17 protein-coding genes are annotated in these 15,195 nt (G+C 61.6%); 2 read left to right on the top strand and 15 right to left on the bottom strand.

Features of this window, described 5'->3' with window-relative positions:
* Positions 1-89 precede the first annotated feature (89 nt).
* The 3 genes from B3C1_RS02190 to B3C1_RS02180 are packed head-to-tail and all read right to left on the bottom strand — an operon-like array spanning position 90 to position 1,656.
* Positions 90-617, bottom strand: coding sequence for a phage tail protein (locus tag B3C1_RS02190; RefSeq protein ID WP_008482595.1), 528 nt, complete (start codon positions 615-617; stop codon positions 90-92).
* A gap of 12 nt (positions 618-629) precedes the next feature.
* Positions 630-1,127, bottom strand: coding sequence for a phage tail protein (locus tag B3C1_RS02185; RefSeq protein WP_008482594.1), 498 nt, complete (start codon positions 1,125-1,127; stop codon positions 630-632).
* Between the two features lie 10 nt (positions 1,128-1,137).
* The gene (locus B3C1_RS02180; protein WP_035480797.1) at positions 1,138-1,656 is read right to left on the bottom strand and encodes a phage tail protein; all 519 of its coding nucleotides are present in this window, start codon (positions 1,654-1,656) and stop codon (positions 1,138-1,140) included.
* Between the two features lie 57 nt (positions 1,657-1,713).
* On the opposite strand from B3C1_RS02180, the gene B3C1_RS02175 reads away from it, so the two are divergent.
* On the top strand, positions 1,714-2,211 hold the full coding sequence (locus B3C1_RS02175; protein WP_008482592.1) for a GNAT family N-acetyltransferase: 498 nt from the start codon (positions 1,714-1,716) through the stop codon (positions 2,209-2,211).
* On the opposite strand, the gene B3C1_RS02170 is transcribed toward B3C1_RS02175, so the two are convergent.
* The 4 genes from B3C1_RS02170 to nudE form a co-directional block, all read right to left on the bottom strand.
* A complete protein-coding gene (locus B3C1_RS02170; RefSeq protein ID WP_008482590.1) occupies positions 2,169-2,492 on the bottom strand; it encodes a DUF6916 family protein in 324 nt (107 codons plus the stop codon). The genes B3C1_RS02175 and B3C1_RS02170 overlap by 43 nt on opposite strands.
* Before the next feature lie 172 nt (positions 2,493-2,664).
* Entirely contained in the window at positions 2,665-2,991 is a 327-nt protein-coding gene (locus B3C1_RS02165) for a hypothetical protein (RefSeq protein WP_008482589.1), read from the bottom strand.
* A 29-nt stretch (positions 2,992-3,020) separates the two neighbouring features.
* The gene (gene cysQ / locus B3C1_RS02160) at positions 3,021-3,794 is read right to left on the bottom strand and encodes a 3'(2'),5'-bisphosphate nucleotidase CysQ (protein WP_008482588.1); all 774 of its coding nucleotides are present in this window, start codon (positions 3,792-3,794) and stop codon (positions 3,021-3,023) included.
* Positions 3,791-4,354, bottom strand: coding sequence for an ADP compounds hydrolase NudE (gene nudE / locus B3C1_RS02155; protein WP_008482587.1), 564 nt, complete (start codon positions 4,352-4,354; stop codon positions 3,791-3,793). Before nudE ends, cysQ begins: the two co-directional genes overlap by 4 nt.
* 61 nt (positions 4,355-4,415) lie before the next feature.
* Between nudE and yrfG the strand changes: the two genes are divergently transcribed.
* Entirely contained in the window at positions 4,416-5,102 is a 687-nt protein-coding gene (gene yrfG, locus B3C1_RS02150; RefSeq protein ID WP_008482586.1) for a GMP/IMP nucleotidase, read from the top strand.
* 74 nt (positions 5,103-5,176) lie between these two features.
* Here yrfG and B3C1_RS02145 read toward each other — a convergent pair whose 3' ends face one another.
* From B3C1_RS02145 to gspI, 8 genes are all read right to left on the bottom strand, one after another.
* The gene (locus B3C1_RS02145) at positions 5,177-7,825 is read right to left on the bottom strand and encodes a TonB-dependent receptor domain-containing protein (RefSeq protein ID WP_035480791.1); all 2,649 of its coding nucleotides are present in this window, start codon (positions 7,823-7,825) and stop codon (positions 5,177-5,179) included.
* Positions 7,826-7,890: 65 nt separating this feature from the next.
* Complete coding sequence (locus tag B3C1_RS02140; protein ID WP_008482584.1) at positions 7,891-10,554, bottom strand: hypothetical protein; 2,664 nt, start codon at positions 10,552-10,554, stop codon at positions 7,891-7,893.
* 265 nt (positions 10,555-10,819) lie between these two features.
* Positions 10,820-11,572: a type II secretion system protein N gene (locus B3C1_RS02135; protein WP_008482583.1), complete on the bottom strand. Its 753-nt coding sequence runs from the start codon at positions 11,570-11,572 to the stop codon at positions 10,820-10,822.
* Entirely contained in the window at positions 11,572-12,042 is a 471-nt protein-coding gene (locus B3C1_RS02130; protein WP_008482581.1) for a type II secretion system protein M, read from the bottom strand. The genes B3C1_RS02135 and B3C1_RS02130 overlap by 1 nt, the downstream gene beginning before the upstream one ends.
* Positions 12,039-13,235 (bottom strand): type II secretion system protein GspL, encoded by a 1,197-nt coding sequence (gene gspL, locus B3C1_RS02125; RefSeq protein WP_008482579.1) that lies wholly within the window; start codon positions 13,233-13,235, stop codon positions 12,039-12,041. Before gspL ends, B3C1_RS02130 begins: the two co-directional genes overlap by 4 nt.
* Positions 13,232-14,197, bottom strand: a complete 966-nt coding sequence (gene gspK / locus B3C1_RS02120; protein ID WP_008482576.1) for a type II secretion system minor pseudopilin GspK — start codon at positions 14,195-14,197, stop codon at positions 13,232-13,234. The genes gspL and gspK overlap by 4 nt, the downstream gene beginning before the upstream one ends.
* Positions 14,194-14,847, bottom strand: coding sequence for a type II secretion system minor pseudopilin GspJ (gene gspJ, locus B3C1_RS02115; RefSeq protein ID WP_008482575.1), 654 nt, complete (start codon positions 14,845-14,847; stop codon positions 14,194-14,196). The genes gspK and gspJ overlap by 4 nt, the downstream gene beginning before the upstream one ends.
* The gene (gspI, locus tag B3C1_RS02110) at positions 14,844-15,194 is read right to left on the bottom strand and encodes a type II secretion system minor pseudopilin GspI (RefSeq protein ID WP_051012869.1); all 351 of its coding nucleotides are present in this window, start codon (positions 15,192-15,194) and stop codon (positions 14,844-14,846) included. The genes gspJ and gspI overlap by 4 nt, the downstream gene beginning before the upstream one ends.
* Position 15,195 lies beyond the last annotated feature (1 nt).

Raw genomic sequence — 15,195 nt, 5'->3', positions numbered from 1 at the left:
TGGGCCCGTCCCGGGCCCGTACTCACAAAATGGTGTTTATGCCAGAAGCCGGCCCCAAGGGCCGGCCCGTCCTGTTACACCCGCTCCTATCAGCTGCGGGGCGGGTAAATGCCTTGCAGGCAGATAATGAAATTGAGCACCTGAAACGGCTGCTGGTTGTCATGAGCCTCGTTACCACCTTCCGGCGCCAAACCGCCCGGGGCCATCTCCAGGTTGCCACCTGCTGCGTACAGGGGAGTCGGTCCACGGCCGGCCAAACCTGCGGCCCAGTAAGCCCCTTCTGGCCCCTGGCCAGCTTGGCCTGCACTAGCAACGGCCCTGGCCTGGTGGTTGTGGCTGGGGATCTGCGGCAGCGTTAGGGTGACCCTATCCTGCCCCGTGGGCTCACCCAGAAAACGCATGGTCAGCCCCGCGCCGCGCCCTTGGTGCATGGGCGCCCTGCCCCGCAGGTCTGGCAAAGCGAAGGTGCTGGTGCCGTTGCCACCGTAGGTGGTGCCCACCAGCGAGAACAGCGCCGTGTTTTCGGCAATGGGCAACAGTTGGCCGTCGCAAAACGCCCAGTTACGAGGGGGGAAATTGCCTGCGAAGATCCGAACTTCGCCGATATATGGATCCATGTGCTTAGCTCCTTAATTGCGGCTGGGGAACAGGCCTTGAACGGCGATGCAGAAGTTGATGGTCAGGTAGGGCTGCATATTGTTGTGGGCTTGGCTGCCGCCGGTATTACCTATGGCGCCGGCAGCCATGGTGCCGTTGGCGCTCTCGATATAGGGATTGGAGTCGGTAGTGGCCCAGGCATTGTTGCTGGGGTCTGCAGAAGACGCCTCGCCGGTGGCGGCATTGACCAGGTGGTTATGCTGAGGCAGGTTGGCCAGGGTCAAGGTGACGGATTCGGTACCGGCGCTCATACCAAGGGCCTTGCCGGGGCCCTGGTGCACCGGAGCTCGGCCTTGCAGGTTGGGCAGGGCGAAGGTGGTTACCCCATTTCCCCCATAGGTGGTACCCAGAATGCTATAGAGGGCCTGATTTTCGGAGATCAGCATCACCTGGCCGTTACACAGGGCCCAGCCAACCGGGGCAAAGTCGAAACCAAAGGGGCGGATCTCACCGATAAAGGGTTCAGCCATAACGAAGTCCTCAAGTCCTGGATGGGTAGATGCCATAAAGGCTGATGATGAACCCCAGGGTCAGTCCCGGCATCATGTTGGGGTGGGGTTGAGACCCGCCGGTCAGGCCTATGGCCTGCACACTCATGGCGGTGCTGGGACTGGCCGTCGAATAACCGGCCTCGGCGCCGGACAGGGCAGCCCAGTAGGCGTCCTGAGGGCTGGGCTCGTCACCGGTGTTGTTGCTGGCCCGGGCCGGGTGATTATGGGACGGCATTTCCGCCGTGGTCAGGGTGACGGTTTCACTGCCGGAGCGCTGCCCCAAGCGGTAAATATGGCCGGTGCTGCTTGGCCCATAGTGCAGTGGCAGCCGGCCCCGCAGGTCCGGCAGGGCAAAGGTGGTACGGCCATCGCCGCCGTAAGTGGTCTGCAGCAGGCTGAACAGGGCGTCGTACTGGCTTATGGCCAGCAACTGGCCGTCGCAGTAGGCCCAGCCCCTGGGGGCAAAGTTGCCGCTAAACATTCGAATTTCACCAACATAGGGTTCCATGGGTGCTCCTTTTCCACTATTGATAAGGCCAGGCCCCGCTCTTCATAGGAAAGAACCATGCCTGACCTGCTACCCCCAGGTATCAGCCTGAGGCCGGTCCAAGACGGCGACCGGGAATTCATGGCGGCACTCTTTGCCGCTAACCGCCAGGCCGAGCTGGCGCTGTTCCCCTTTGACGACCGGCAAAAGGCGCTGTTTCTGCAAAGCCAGTTCGAGGCGCAACAGCATCATTACTTCAGCCATTACCCCACCGACCGCTTTGCCATCATCGAACACCAGGGACTGCCCGTGGGCCGCTGGTTGGTAGCCCAGCAACAACAGGCATTGCGGATCGTCGATATCGCTTTAATGCCCAGTCACCAGGGACAAGGCATCGGCAGCGTCCTGATCCGCCGCCTACAGGCCGAAGCCACTGCCAACAGGCAAGCCATAGAACTTCAGGTCACACCCACCAGCCCGGCCAGGACTCTTTATGAACGCCTGGGCTTTCAAGCCGGCCAGGGTGACGACCTCTACCTGGCCATGGCTTGGCAGCCGGCTGTTAGAGCCTGCTGACCATGAATGCTGCACTGGGTAGGGTTGTTGGGCACCATGCTCAGCAACAACTCATCCGGCACGGCACGCTCGAAGCGGCACCGCCCCTGGGGGATCGGCTGCTGCTGATCACCTTCTAGGAGCAAGGTAAAGAGGTCGAGCGGGTTGTCGGGGGAGCTGTGCAGTGTGGTGCCGGTCAGGCGAAGAGGGATGGCAACGTCATCGATGCCTTTGAGATGTATGGGACTACCGATACAGGCCTGAAACTGGCTAACGTCAAACCTTCCCTGCGCGTGCTGCATAACCTACCTTGGTACTACAGTGTTGCGGGAAATGTTAATACAAGGTAACTGCCTTAGATAGGGAACATCTGGTACGCCCAGCCTAGAGCGAATAGTAACCACTTGTTATTTATGGGAATAAAATAAGACTGCTTTTTGATCAAAAGTTGAGCCTGTGAGCCAGATCACAGTGCTACTCCAGTATGACCTGGCCTTTTTCGTCCAGGCGGCATGCAAGCTTCTCTTCTCGCCCCGCTACCGTCACCAGGTAACGGCCCGGAGCCAGGGCCTTGACCCTGAAGCCAGCCTGGCTGGCGTAGCGCATTTGGATGGCGTTTAGGCAGTGACTTTGCAGCAAGGACTGATCCAGGTCCTTTTTGACCTTTTGCAGGGTACTGGGCTTATCCTGCTGGCCAGCCAGGGTGACCTGGCTGGCGGCCTGGTCGGGGTTCAGCAAAAACAACCGCACCATGATCACCAGCACGGCCACCAGCAGTAGCAGCATCAGTATCCTGGCCATTAGGCCCTCCCCGCACAGACCTCTAGAGCTTAGAACAGTTGTTCGGGGCTGAGCTGGCCAAGGACCGCATAGTTGGGGTTTTCCAGGCTCTCGCTCTGGTTGAAGGTCAGGGGCTGGCCGGCCAGGTCGACTATGCGGCCTCCCGCTTCCACCACTATGGCCCAGCTGGCCGCCGTGTCCCACTCGCCGGTGGGGCCTATGCGCACGTAGGCGTCGGCTACCCCTTCGGCCACCATGCAGGACTTGAGGCTGGCCGACCCGAAGGGCAAGGCGTCAAAAGCCAGATCCTGGTGCAGGTGGGCCTTGAGGGTGCTTAAGGACTGGTGGCGGGACACCGCCAGCAGCGGCGGCTTGGGACTTTCCCTGGTATGGATGGCCTGGCCGTTCTTAAAGACTCCCTGGCCCCTGACGGCCCAATAGCAGTCGCCGGACACCGGGGCATGGATCACCCCCAGCACAGGTTCGTTGTCCACCACCAGGGCGATGTTGACGGCAAAATCCGGTGAGCCGCCGACAAACTCACGGGTGCCGTCCAAAGGGTCCACCAGCCAATAGACCCGCCAGCGGCTGCGCTCGGCAAAGGGCTTATGGCCGGATTCTTCCGAGAGAATGGGAATATCCGGGGTCAGGGCCTTGAGGCCCCGCACTATCACCTTGTTGGCGGCGATGTCGGCGTTGGTGACCGGGCTGTCGTCGGCCTTGTGTTCGGTGACCAGGTCATCGGAACGGAACCAGGGCAAGATGGCCTGGCCCGCCTGGCGGGCCAGGGTGATGATGTCGTCGAGATAGGCCTGGGGTGTCATAGCAGCGCCTGTTCTTGCAGCCAGTCCCGTGCCAACAGCAAGGCGGTGAGGCTGCGCGCCTCCGAAAAATCCTTCTGATAGCGTAGCTCATTGATCCGCGCCAGCGGCCATGGCACCACTTCTATGGGTTCGGGCTCATCCCCTTCCAGCCTTGACGGGTACAGGTCCCGGGCGATGAGCAGGGTCATCTTGGCCGAGAAATAGCCGGGGGCCATGGACACTTCCCGCAGCACTGTCCAGTCCCGGGCGCCATAACCTATCTCTTCCTGCAGCTCGCGGTTGGCCGCTTCGATGGCGTCTTCGCCCGGGTCGATCAGCCCCTTGGGAAAGCCCAGCTCATAGGCATGGAGGCCGGCGGCATATTCACGCCCCAACAGCAGGGTGTGGTCGTCCAACAGCGGCACCACCATTACCGAGCCACGCCCCGAGCCCTTCATGCGCTCGTAATGGCGCTCGGCGCCATTGGTAAAGCGCAGGTGCAACTGCTCGACCTTGAACAACCGGCTTTCGGCGACGATTTGGGCGTCTATCACTTCGGGCAGCTTGGCAGATTTCGTCATGGCGGTACCGCTGGCTTAGAATGGCCCCTCCATTACACCCAATCACAGAGGCAGATGCCAGATGCTTGATGACCAACGCCTTAATTGGTCTGAAATTGACACCGTTTTGCTGGACATGGACGGCACCCTGCTGGATCTGCATTTTGACAACCATTTCTGGATGGACAGGGTACCGGTGCTGCTGGCCGAGAAAGACGGCATCAGCCTGGACCAGGCCAGGGCCCGTATCGATGCCGAATACCAGGCGGTGTTCGGCACCCTCAACTGGTATTGCTACGATTACTGGACGGCCCGCCTGGGTCTGGACATAGACCTGGCCAGCCGCGAGATCCAGCACCTGATCAGCCTGCGCAGCGACACCCTGCCCTTCTTGAAGGCCCTGCGCGAGTCAGGCCGGCGGGTCATTCTGCTCACCAATGCCCACCCCAAGAGCCTGTCCTTGAAGGTGGAGCTAACCGCCCTGGACCAGCACCTGGATCAGCTGATCTCCACCCACAGCTACCGGGCGTCCAAGGAGTCCCAGTCGTTGTGGCAGGCGGTTCACCTGGATCTGGGCTTTGACCCGGCCCGCACCCTGTTCGTGGACGACTCCCAGCCGATCCTCGAAGCGGCCCGCCGCTTCGGCATCCGTTATCTGTTGGGGGTGGAAAACCCGGACTCGAAAAAGCCCCATAAGCAATTCGACGGCTTTGCCGCCACCAGCGACTACCGCCAGCACCTGGATGAGATAAAAAAAGGGCCACGGTAAGTGGCCTGGGTAAGAAAGTGTTCTGATTGTAGTTATAGGTATGGGGAATAGGGCCGGTCTGACCGGCCCTTTGCTTAGTAGCGGTAGGACAGGCTCAGGCCGTAGCTGACCCCTTCTTCCTTCTCCTGCACTATCTGGCCCTGCTGCTCTATGGTGGTTTTCTCATCCAAGAGGTTCTTGAGGGTCAGTTTCACCGACAGCTCGGTGGTGGGGTAATAGCTGTAGGTGAAGTTCACCGAGTGGAAGGGTTGCTCCAGGGCGTCGTCACGGCCGTTGGTGCCGGCAAAAGCCACCCGCTCGCCGAATACGTTGTAGCTCAGGTTGGCCGAGTGCAGGCCGTCCGGTGAGTCAAAGCCCAGCTGCAGGTTGGCCACGTACTTGGAGTGGCCGGTCATGCGGCGCTTGAGGTTGGTGAGGTTGGTTTCCGCCAACTGGTTGATGTTGATCTCCGAGTCGGACACCGTCAGGTTACCGGCCACGAATAGACCGTTCCACGGGCTGTCGCCGCTGTCTCCCAGGAAGGAGAAGTCGCGAAGACCTTCGATCTCCAGGCCGTAAACTTCACCGTCTTCGGCGTTACGGAAGGAGATCAGGCGGTCGCCGTCCGAGCCTTGCAGTTCCAGGGTCTCGATGGGCTTTTTCAGGTCCTTGTAGAAGGCCCCTACCGACAGGTTGGCGCCGTCTTCCAGGTACCACTCCCAGCGCAGGTCGAAGTTGGTCATGTCGGTGCTTTCCAGGCCGCTGTAACCACGGACCTTGAAGTCGGTGACAGGGTCAACGTAAAGCACCGGGGTCACTTCCCTAAGATCGGGGCGCACCACGGTTTGGCCGACGCCAAAGCGCAGCTGCATGTCCTCGGTCAGGAAATAGGTGGCGGACAAGCTGGGGTAGAAGTCGTCTTCGGCCCGCACCATCTCTGCCGGGTCACCTTCAATCTCACCGGTGCTGGGGTTGAAGGGCACAGAGGCCTGGCGGAAGTCTTCATAACGCACGCCGCCGGCAAAGCGCCAGTCAAAGCCGTAACGCCAGTCAAAGCCCACATAGCCCATGTCCAGCTGCTGGGCCGACTTGTAGTCGTCGGCGCGGGTGGCCACATCGGAGATGTTAAAGCCCTTGCTGGCATCGAGGATGTTGGCGTCGCTGAAAATGTTCTCAAAGCGGTCGGTCAGCTCGGCCGTGGTAAAGCCACGGGTGTCGAACTTGTAGCGTGAGGTGGTGGAGTCACGTTCCCGCTCGAAGTAGTTGTAGCCCGCCAACAAGTCGAAGCTCGAGTCGCCTACTTCGAAGGGCAGCTTGAAGTCGATGGAGCCGTTTTTGGTCTCGTCCTTCATGTCGCCGAACTGGTAAGTGGCGGCGCTGTCGGAGCGACGCAGGCTGGCGCTTTGCAGCTGGCCGTCGGCGTCGTACTGGTTGTAGTAACGGTATTCAAGCTCACCGGGTGCAAAGCGGCGGGCGCGGGCGTCGGTGTACTGCCATTTGACCCCCAGGCCAAACAGCCACTCCCACATATGCTCGCCCTGCACCTGGTTGGCCACCATGGACCGCTCTTCGTAGCGGATATTGTTGATGCTGTAGTTGGCGTTGGCTTCGTTGATGGTCTCGACTGTGTCACCGGTCTTGCGCTTGGCCTCGTCGGAGGTGTCCTTGAGGTAAGTGCTGGTGAGCTTGACCTTGTTGTAGGGATCCAGTTCGAACCCTACCGAGGCCACCCCGGAGTTCTTCTCGGTGTAGGTGGTGCCCAGAATGTCGTCGAACTTTTCCAGGGGCGACAGGCTGCCGTCGGCGCTGCGGGAATAGTAGCGCTCGCGCTCGTTGAAGTTCTTGGCTTCGGTATCGTGGGCCACCCCCACCATAAAGCCCAGCACGCTTTCGCTACCGATTTCAAAGCGGTTACCCATGGCCACCGAGAAGTCGTAGTCAGGGTCTACGCTGCTCTTGTCCAAATCCATGCGACGGTTGAAGCTGGTGCCCAGTTCACGGTTGATGGTCTCGGCCTTGGCCAGGTTGCCGGCGGTCAGGCCGCCCAGGCCCTTGGCGATATTGACCACGTCGATGGAGCCGTACTGGTTGGCGGCGTCACTGACCGCCTTGGGCAGGGCACGCTTGCCGTCGTCCGAGCCCAAAAAGTCGCGGCCACCGCCGTTGTAGTCCAGGCCGTCTTTGTGGTTCTTGCTGGTGGTGCTGATACCCACCTTGGCGGCCAGGGTGAACTCCAGGGGGAAGCTCAGGGTACGGATGTCGACGTTACCGCCGCCAAAAGCCGCCGGCTTGTCGGGGGAATAGGCCTTCTGCACTTCCAACGAGTCGATGATGGAAGAGGGGAACATGTCCACCGGGATCACCGAGCGGGTCGGGTCAGGCGAAGGCACCAGGGCGCCGTTGAGGGTGGTGCTGGAGTAGCGCTCACCCAAACCACGCACATAGATAAACTTGTCTTGCACCAGGGTCAGGCCCGTGATGCGACGCAGGGCTTCGGCAGCATCGCTGTCGCCGCTGCGGCTGATCTGTTCGGCGTCCATTAGGTCGGCTACCACCGCTTTTTCACGGCGTTCGGCCATCACCGAGGACAGGGTGTTGATCTGGCGACCAACCACTTCAATGCGTTCCACATCGAACTCATCCCCCGCATCTTTTTTCTCGGGTTCAGCAGCCAGACTGGGCAGGGTCACCAGGGCAGCCAGCACGGCCAGGCATACCGGTGTCCGAGTCGGAAATCGACGCATAATCTTCAAATCCTTGCGACAGAGGGAAAGGCGAAGGCGCCGGGAGAGCCCCGGCGCCTTGATGCTTAGTTGTTCAGGCCAAAGGTCCAGCCGGCAGTCCAGTCGGCGTCAGCTTTGACGGCGCCGATGTAGTCGGTGGCGTCGAAGAAGCTGTCGGCAGACAGGTCGGCAGGGGTGGTGGTATCGATGGTGTAGATACCGTTGACCACGTCGGCCATGGCAGCGGCAGTACTGTTACCGGCTTGACCCAAGAACCAGGACTGGGCGTCAACGCCACCGGTCTCGTTCTTGAAGGGCTCGTCGCAGGCGATGACGGAGTTGGTCATCACTGTGGTGCCATCGGTAGCCAGGGCGTTGGACTCGGCGCCGTTGAACTCCAGGCACTCACCCATGCCCACCGGGCCGGTGATGATGAAGTTGTGCAGCTTGGCGGAGGTCCCTTCGCGCAGCAGTACGCCTTCGGAGTCGTCGTCACCGTCCCAGGTGTTGCCGATAATGGTCATATTGGCCACGGTCGGCTGAGTCAGGGGGGTGGCAGACTTGTCGGCTTTCTGGTTGTCTCCTTCGATGCCACGGTTGGCGGGGCCGTTGGCCGGGTCTTGCTTGACCAGTACGTATTGCACCTTGCCGGTCCAGCCGTCGGTCCAATCCAGGGAGTCGTCCTCTTCACCGGTCAGCACCAGGTGGCGCAGGTTGACGTTGCCGCCGAACACTTCCACGCCGTCGTCAGAGCTCTGGTGCACTTGCAGGAAGTCGACTGTGGTACCGGAGCCAACGCCGGCCAGGGTCAGGCCGTTCAGTTCGTTATCGGGCAGCACTTCGTAACCGGAGTGTTTGATCACTACGTACTTGAGCACACCGGAGTTGTCGGCCGGGTTGTTGCCGCCGTACAGGCCGGCGTCACCTTCGGCTTCGATGTCACAGCTGTTAGGGTCGGTACAGAGGTTGGAGGGGGCATTGCCCAGGATAACCATGCCGCCCCATTGGCCGGTGCCGGTCTGGGCGCCGATGACGTCCTGCACCGAGGTGAAGGTGATAGGCGCAGTAGCGGTGCCTTCGGCCATGATTTTGGAGCCACGGCTGACCACCAGGAAGTCGGCAGTGCCTTTACCGAACACCCGCACACCCGGCTCGATGGTCAGGGTAGCGGAGTTGCTGTTGTCGCCGCCCACCGCCACTTTACCGTCCAGCACGTAGTCGGCGCCGGCCAGCAGGGTCAGGTTGCTGGATATCTCGCCGCTCAGCTGGCAGTTGAGCTTGTCGGACACGGACGCCACCTGGGTGGTGCCGGCCGGGCAGTTGGCCAGCGCCGGGGCTTCGTCGTGGATACCGTGGGTCCAGCCCAGGGTCCAGTCGTTGGTGCCGTCGAAGGCGCCGATGTAGTTGACGGTCTGGAACCAGGAGTCGACGTTGTTGGCAACGTCATAGCCGCCGCCGATGGCCGGCGAGGTGGCCGCCGGGGTGTAGCCGCCCAACTGGGCGTCACCCAGGACGTTCTCTTTGGCCGGGTCGGTGAACCAGGTTTCCAGGTTGGTCAGGTTGTTGTCGTTGGCGTCCTTGGCATCCTTGAAGGGCTCGGCGCAATCGATGATGGAGTTGCGCAGGATGATCTCGCCTGCGTTGTACTGGGCGATGGTGGCATCGTTGTTGAGCTCGAAACACTCACCCATGCCGGCCGGGCCGGTAATGATGAAGTTGTACAGCTCGGCCTGGGTGCCTTCGCGCAGCAGCACGCCTTCGGAGTCGTCGTCACCGTCGTAGTTGTTGCCGATGATGGTCATGTTGGAGATGACCGGACGGGTGATCGGCTCGGCGCCGTTGTCGTTCTTGTTGTTGTCCCCTTCGATGCCACGGTTGGCATGGAAGTCGCCCTTGTTCTGCTGAACAAAAACGAACTGGGCCTTACCGTTCCAGCCGTCGGTCCAGTCCAGGGAGTCGTCTTCGTTGTTCAGCAGCACTATGTTGCGCAGGTTCACCGAGCCGCCGAACAGCTCGATACCGTCGTCGGAGCTGTGCATGACCTGGACGTGGTCAACTGTGGTGCCGGAACCGACGCCGGCAAAAGTGATGCCGTTCAGTTCGTTATCGGGCAGCACTTCATAGCCGCTGTAGCGCACTTGCAGATACTGCAGCACGCCGGAGTTGTCGGCGGGGTTGTTGCCACCGTAGGGGCCGGCGTCGCCTTCGGCCTGGACGGTACAGTTGTCCGCGTCGGCGCAGCTGTTGGTCACGGCGTTACCCAGCAGCACCAGGCCGCCCCACTGGCCGGAGGAATCGGCCTGGACGTTGCCCAGCATGTCCTGCAATGACGTCATGACGATGGGAGCGGCGGCGGTACCGGCGGCGTTGAGCTTGGAGCCACGGGACACCACCAGGAAGTCGGCACCGGATTTACCAAACAGGGTGGTACCGGGCTGGATGCTCAGGGTGGCGCTGTCGGTGTTGTCGCCGCCCACTGTCACTTTGCCGTTCAGGGCCCAGAGGATGTCGCTGGTCAGGGTCTGGTCGCTGCTGAAAGTACCGGAGATCTCACAGACCGTCTTGCTGCTGCCGGCAATGGCGGCGCCTTCGGTGGCGAAATCAGGGCAGGCGCTGGCCGGAGGATTGGGGTCAGAGGGGTTGCCACCGCCGTTGGAGCTGTTTTCGTTGATGTTGATATCACCGCCGCAGCCCGCCATGGCCAAAGCCAAGGTCAGGGCGCTGAGCTTGGCTACAAACTTGCAGTTCATAAAAGGGTCTCTCCCGAAAACACGTGATAAGTGCAGATCCGGGGCAAACCCTAAAGGTGAATCTTTACAAATACGCTACAAAAAGATTTCCCAAAAAAGTCATATTTGTTACCCATTCAAGGATTTAAAGTCGGCGAAAATATGTACTACGGCGCCAGCCCTTGCTGTGACTGGGCCCACATCCGTAACACTAATGAAACAAAACAAAAAGCGCCCTCGAATGAGGGCGTCATTTTTTTTAGAAATGCGACGAATGCCTTTGGCCTTACCTGGGCAGGCGGCCCTGGAACTGCACCGGGTAACGGCCGTCACTGCCGGCCTTGCCGAAAAAGGCAAAGGCGTCTTTCAAGGCTTTGGGCTGGTCGTCAGCCGGGCGGGCAAAGCCCCTGACCTGGTAGTTTTCCCCTTCCAGGCGTGCTTCCAGTTCCAGGCCAAGGCGAGGGGGCGTGTCGCGCACCACGGCGGTGATGGCGCCCTGGTCGCAGGCCAGGTCAGCGTCGATGCGGCCAAGGTCAAAGTCACCGAAATTGTTGGTCACGGCGGCATCCAGCCATTGGGCCTTGCCCGACAGGGCTTCACACCAGGGGGCGCCCTTGCGGTACTGGGCCAGGGCCACCGACAGCTGGCCGCTCACCTGGCTGGGTACCGGCAGGCGCATATCCGCCACCAAGGGTGCCACCGGCACTTTCAGCACCAGGTTGTCCAGGGCGATGTCCCCCCCCAGTCCCAACGCCAGGTCACCACCCAGTTGGCTGACGCCGGGGCGGCTGGACAGATGCAGGCTGAGCTGGCCGGTCAACAGGGCCCAAGGCCGGGTTTGCCAGCGCAGCTGCTCAAAGTGCAGCCCCTGCACCGACAGCTGGGCCACTTGGCCCTGCCAGATGGTGCCCTGCACACCGCTTACCGCCACCCCAGGGGGCAGCGGCGCCTGGGAGAGCACCAGGGCAGCAGGAAGTTGCCAGGCCAGGGCCACCAGGAAAAACAACAGCCCTGCCAGGGTCCACTTGATAATCCGCATCAGGCCCCCGTCAATTCCAAACGCCGCACCCGCACCATGCCCGGTGTGCCCGTGGTAATAACGTCGGCCTGGGACACACTCAGGCCCTCTTTCAATTGCAGTGCGGTGAGCCACTGAGTCAGGCGCTCGAAGGGCACCTCATCGACCCAGACGCTGATCCCCCCCTGTCCCGGTTGCAGGCGGGCGATGCGGACATTGAAGCTGTTGGCGCTGCGGGTAACCCTATCGGTGAGGCTGCCACTGCCGGTTGCCAGGCGCCCGCCTTTGGCGGCCAGCAGCCTGCTGCCCTGCTCTCGCAGGTATTGCAGGTCGCCCTGGCGGCTTTGTAGCTGTTGGCGCGCGGCTTCCTCGGCACCGCTCAAGGGCTGCCAGATGGCAAAGTAAAAGAGGCCAAGGGCCATAAAGGGCGCCGCCCAGGTCAGCACCTGGCGATCGCGGGGGGCCATGGCCTGCCAGTATTCCTTGATCATCCTTTGCTCCTCAGGATAAGGGTGCCGGTTACGCCCCCTTCCACCGTGCTCTGGCCACCGCTCTCTACCTGGTAACGGTTGGCCAGTTGCTGTTTGAGCCGTTCGAAGGTGGCAAAGTCCGGCGCCATGGTCAGGACACGCAGCTCGCCACGACCGGCGTCAAAGCGCAGGTTGTCCGGCTTGATGTTGCCGACCTTGGCAAAGGTCAGCGACAGGTCGTTGAGCATGGCCAGCAGGCTGGCCTCTTGGGCGCCGCTGCCCAAGTTTTTGAGCTTACCGCGCAGCTGACTTTTCAGGCTGCCGGCGCTGACCAGCCGCTCCCCGCTGAAGAGGCGGCCGTAGTCGGCCTTGATTTGCGCTTCCAGGGCCTGGGTTTGCGCCGAGTATTGGTACAGGGCCACCCCCTTGCCGGCCAGGGCGATGACCAGCAGGGCCGCCAGGCTGGCCAGGGCCGGCCACCACAAATTCAAAGGGCCCTTACCCTTGCGCTTTTGCTGGTAAGGGCCATGGAGCAGGTCCAGGCTTTGTTCAGAGCCGCCCTTGGCCAATACCGCCAGAGGCAGGTCGGCGTCCAGGTGGGTCAGGGTGCAGTTGGGAGGCAGGCTGAGGTCGCCGTAGGCTTCCACCGGCTGTACCCCGCCGCCGCTGGTTTCTTCCGCCAGTGGGGCTACTATCCAATCGGCCAGGGCTGCCTCGATGCAAAGCCCTTTGCTCTCCTGGGTGCGCAGCAGCAGTTCCTGGCCCAGCACCAGGGCCGACCAGCTGTGGGGCTGCCAAGGCAGAGCCAGGCAGTCGGGCAGCAGTTTCCAGGGGCTCAGCTGGGCCTCTTGCAACCAGCCCAGCCACTGCTCCATCAACTGATGGCGCACCGCCACGGCGGCTACCTGCTCTCCCTGGGGTTTGAGGGTGAAGTGCAGGCTGTCCACGTCGTCTGCCAGTTCTTCTTCCAGGGCAAAGGGCACGGCACGCAGGAACTGTCGTCCCTTGCCGGCCTGTTTGACCGACCCCATAAAGCAGGCGCTACCCGGTACCAATACCAACAGCCGGCCGTCCAGGCGGGCCAGCTCTGTCAGGGCCTCTGGGCCAGGCAAGGTACCGCTGGCCAGCACTGCCTGTTCGGCGCCAGACCAATGGAGCCAGGGTATCCCCTGGTCGTCAGTCAGGGGCAGGCGGATCACCAAAGTGTTGGTCACAAGCGTCCTCCCAGACGGCGCCACAGCGTCGTCAGCTTGTTGTTATCGTCTTTCTTCAAGAGACTTTCCATGTACATGGGCCTGTCCTGGAAGCGCCCTTCCAGGGAAACAAAATAGCGATCAGATTTCAGCACCAGGGCTTCCTTGGCCCCCGGCAAGGGGTCTTGCAAGGACGCCAGGGCAGGCTCTTCCCAAACCTGGTCCAGGCTGTCGAAGCCCTCTTCCGGCCTAGCCCCAAGGATCCCCTCGGCATCGCTCAGGGTCAGGGGGGTGAGCACGGCGGCCAGCACCGCCGCCCTGTCACTGGGCAGGGTGTTGACGTTCACTTCAAAGCTGTTGTCGTCCAAGACGCAGACATAAGGCCGCACCTTGAGGTAGATGGCCGCCGTCACCCCGTTGACCATGCGCAGCTCTGACACATCCGTCATCAGGCCATTGGCCGCCAGGTAGGGAAACTCCCGGCCTTGGTATTCGGCGTCTTCGGCGCCGAAACTGGCATCCAGGCGGCTGTCATCGTCCAGCCAGTCCGCCAGGGAATAGCTGACGGTTTCCGCCTCGAAGCTGTCCACTTCCAGGGCCTCCAGCAAGGCTTGGAAGGCCTTGCGATGACTTTGGCGGTCCTGGTCGTTGTCCCCTTGCAGGCTGTTGAGGTTGAAGCAGCCGTGGCCGTCGCGGATCTGGCCCTTGATACTGCCCCCTTCCACCGGGAAAGCCTGGGGTTTGGCCCAGTCCTGGCTCAGGTTCAGCTCCCCGTCTTCTTCCTTTAGCAGCCGGTGCAGGGCCAGCTTGGCAAAGGCCTCGCCGGACAGGGCATAAAAGTAGGCCTGATGTTGGCCGATCTGGTTGCCGGTACGGCGGATATTGATGCCCAGACGGCCGCCGATACCGGCCGCCACCACCACCATGATGGCCAGGATCAGCATGACGGTAATGAGGGCCACGCCCCTTTGCCTTTGGTTCACTTGTCCTCCCCGCTGCTGTCGTCCTTGTCCGGGGTGGGGACGGCGAAGCGGCGGCTCAGCTCGCCGAAGTCCTTGAGCTTTAACTTAAGCTCTATGGCCCTGGGCAGCGCTGCCGCGTCCCAGCTTTCCTGCCAGTCCTTGCCGTCGTAGTAGCGCACCTTAAAGGCGTCGACACCGGCCAGTAGGGGTTGTTCCTGGGGTTCCACCCCTACGTCCGGGTCCGGATAGAAGTAGTAGTCCTTGACCAGCTTGCCCTCTTTGAGGCGATAAGCGGCCAGCTGCACTTCCGAACGGGGCAGCATGGCCGCCGGGTTTTGCCAGCCCCGGCGGGTAAAGAGGATGCCGTCGTCCTCCGAGTCCAGTAGGAAGGGGCCGCCTTTGAAGACGCTGGCCTGCTTGTCGCCGCCGGGGAAACGCACCTGGCGGCTGGTGAGCTGGAGCATATCCCGCTCCACCGTCAGCATCGCCTGTTGCAGTTCGGCCAGGCGCCCGGACTTTTCCTGGCTGCTCTTGTCAGCCTGCAATACCTGGTTCAACACCTGGTAGGCCCCCACGGCCAGAAGGGCGAAGATGGCCATGGCCACCAGCACCTCGATCAGGGTGAAGCCTCGGACAAGGTCTCGGGGGATAACCCTGGGCGCCGGCCTCATGACTGCACCTCGAAATAGCGGCGCAGCACCGCCCCTGGGTGGCTCAGGTCGCTGTTGCGCGACACTGTCACCTCCAGGGCGAAAAAGCTTTTATCTTCGGTTTTCAGGCGTTTTACCCGCCAATGCCATTCCACCCCGGCCTGGGTTTCGGTGCCTTGGGCACCGTCCTTGAGCTCGCTGTACTCGGCGTCGTTGAGCTTATTACTGGCCACCCAGTCGGCCAGGGTCTTTTCTTCCAGGATGGACAGGCTGCGCACCCCATTGGTGGTGGCATTGATAACGGCAATGGCCGACAGGGCGAAGATGGCCATGGCCACCAGCACTTCGATAAGGGTAAAACCGCGCATC

Origin of the sequence: Gallaecimonas xiamenensis 3-C-1 (genome assembly GCF_000299915.1) — a bacterium.
Lineage (GTDB): Bacteria > Pseudomonadota > Gammaproteobacteria > Enterobacterales > Gallaecimonadaceae > Gallaecimonas > Gallaecimonas xiamenensis.
The sequence above is the reverse complement of the archived record's forward strand: the minus strand, read 5'-3'. Positions and strand labels throughout refer to the sequence as shown.

What these genes read in the sequence shown, in the direction of transcription:
- B3C1_RS02190 (WP_008482595.1), bottom strand. Translation starts at nt 617, where the DNA reads ATGGATCCATATATCGGCGAAGTTCGGATCTTCGCAGGCAATTTCCCC.
- B3C1_RS02185 (WP_008482594.1), bottom strand. Translation starts at nt 1,127, where the DNA reads ATGGCTGAACCCTTTATCGGTGAGATCCGCCCCTTTGGTTTCGACTTT.
- B3C1_RS02180 (WP_035480797.1), bottom strand. Translation starts at nt 1,656, where the DNA reads ATGGAACCCTATGTTGGTGAAATTCGAATGTTTAGCGGCAACTTTGCC.
- B3C1_RS02175 (WP_008482592.1), top strand. Translation starts at nt 1,714, where the DNA reads ATGCCTGACCTGCTACCCCCAGGTATCAGCCTGAGGCCGGTCCAAGAC.
- B3C1_RS02170 (WP_008482590.1), bottom strand. Translation starts at nt 2,492, where the DNA reads ATGCAGCACGCGCAGGGAAGGTTTGACGTTAGCCAGTTTCAGGCCTGT.
- B3C1_RS02165 (WP_008482589.1), bottom strand. Translation starts at nt 2,991, where the DNA reads ATGGCCAGGATACTGATGCTGCTACTGCTGGTGGCCGTGCTGGTGATC.
- cysQ (WP_008482588.1), bottom strand. Translation starts at nt 3,794, where the DNA reads ATGACACCCCAGGCCTATCTCGACGACATCATCACCCTGGCCCGCCAG.
- nudE (WP_008482587.1), bottom strand. Translation starts at nt 4,354, where the DNA reads ATGACGAAATCTGCCAAGCTGCCCGAAGTGATAGACGCCCAAATCGTC.
- yrfG (WP_008482586.1), top strand. Translation starts at nt 4,416, where the DNA reads ATGCTTGATGACCAACGCCTTAATTGGTCTGAAATTGACACCGTTTTG.
- B3C1_RS02145 (WP_035480791.1), bottom strand. Translation starts at nt 7,825, where the DNA reads ATGCGTCGATTTCCGACTCGGACACCGGTATGCCTGGCCGTGCTGGCT.
- B3C1_RS02140 (WP_008482584.1), bottom strand. Translation starts at nt 10,554, where the DNA reads ATGAACTGCAAGTTTGTAGCCAAGCTCAGCGCCCTGACCTTGGCTTTG.
- B3C1_RS02135 (WP_008482583.1), bottom strand. Translation starts at nt 11,572, where the DNA reads ATGCGGATTATCAAGTGGACCCTGGCAGGGCTGTTGTTTTTCCTGGTG.
- B3C1_RS02130 (WP_008482581.1), bottom strand. Translation starts at nt 12,042, where the DNA reads ATGATCAAGGAATACTGGCAGGCCATGGCCCCCCGCGATCGCCAGGTG.
- gspJ (WP_008482575.1), bottom strand. Translation starts at nt 14,847, where the DNA reads ATGAGGCCGGCGCCCAGGGTTATCCCCCGAGACCTTGTCCGAGGCTTC.
- gspI (WP_051012869.1), bottom strand. Translation starts at nt 15,194, where the DNA reads ATGCGCGGTTTTACCCTTATCGAAGTGCTGGTGGCCATGGCCATCTTC.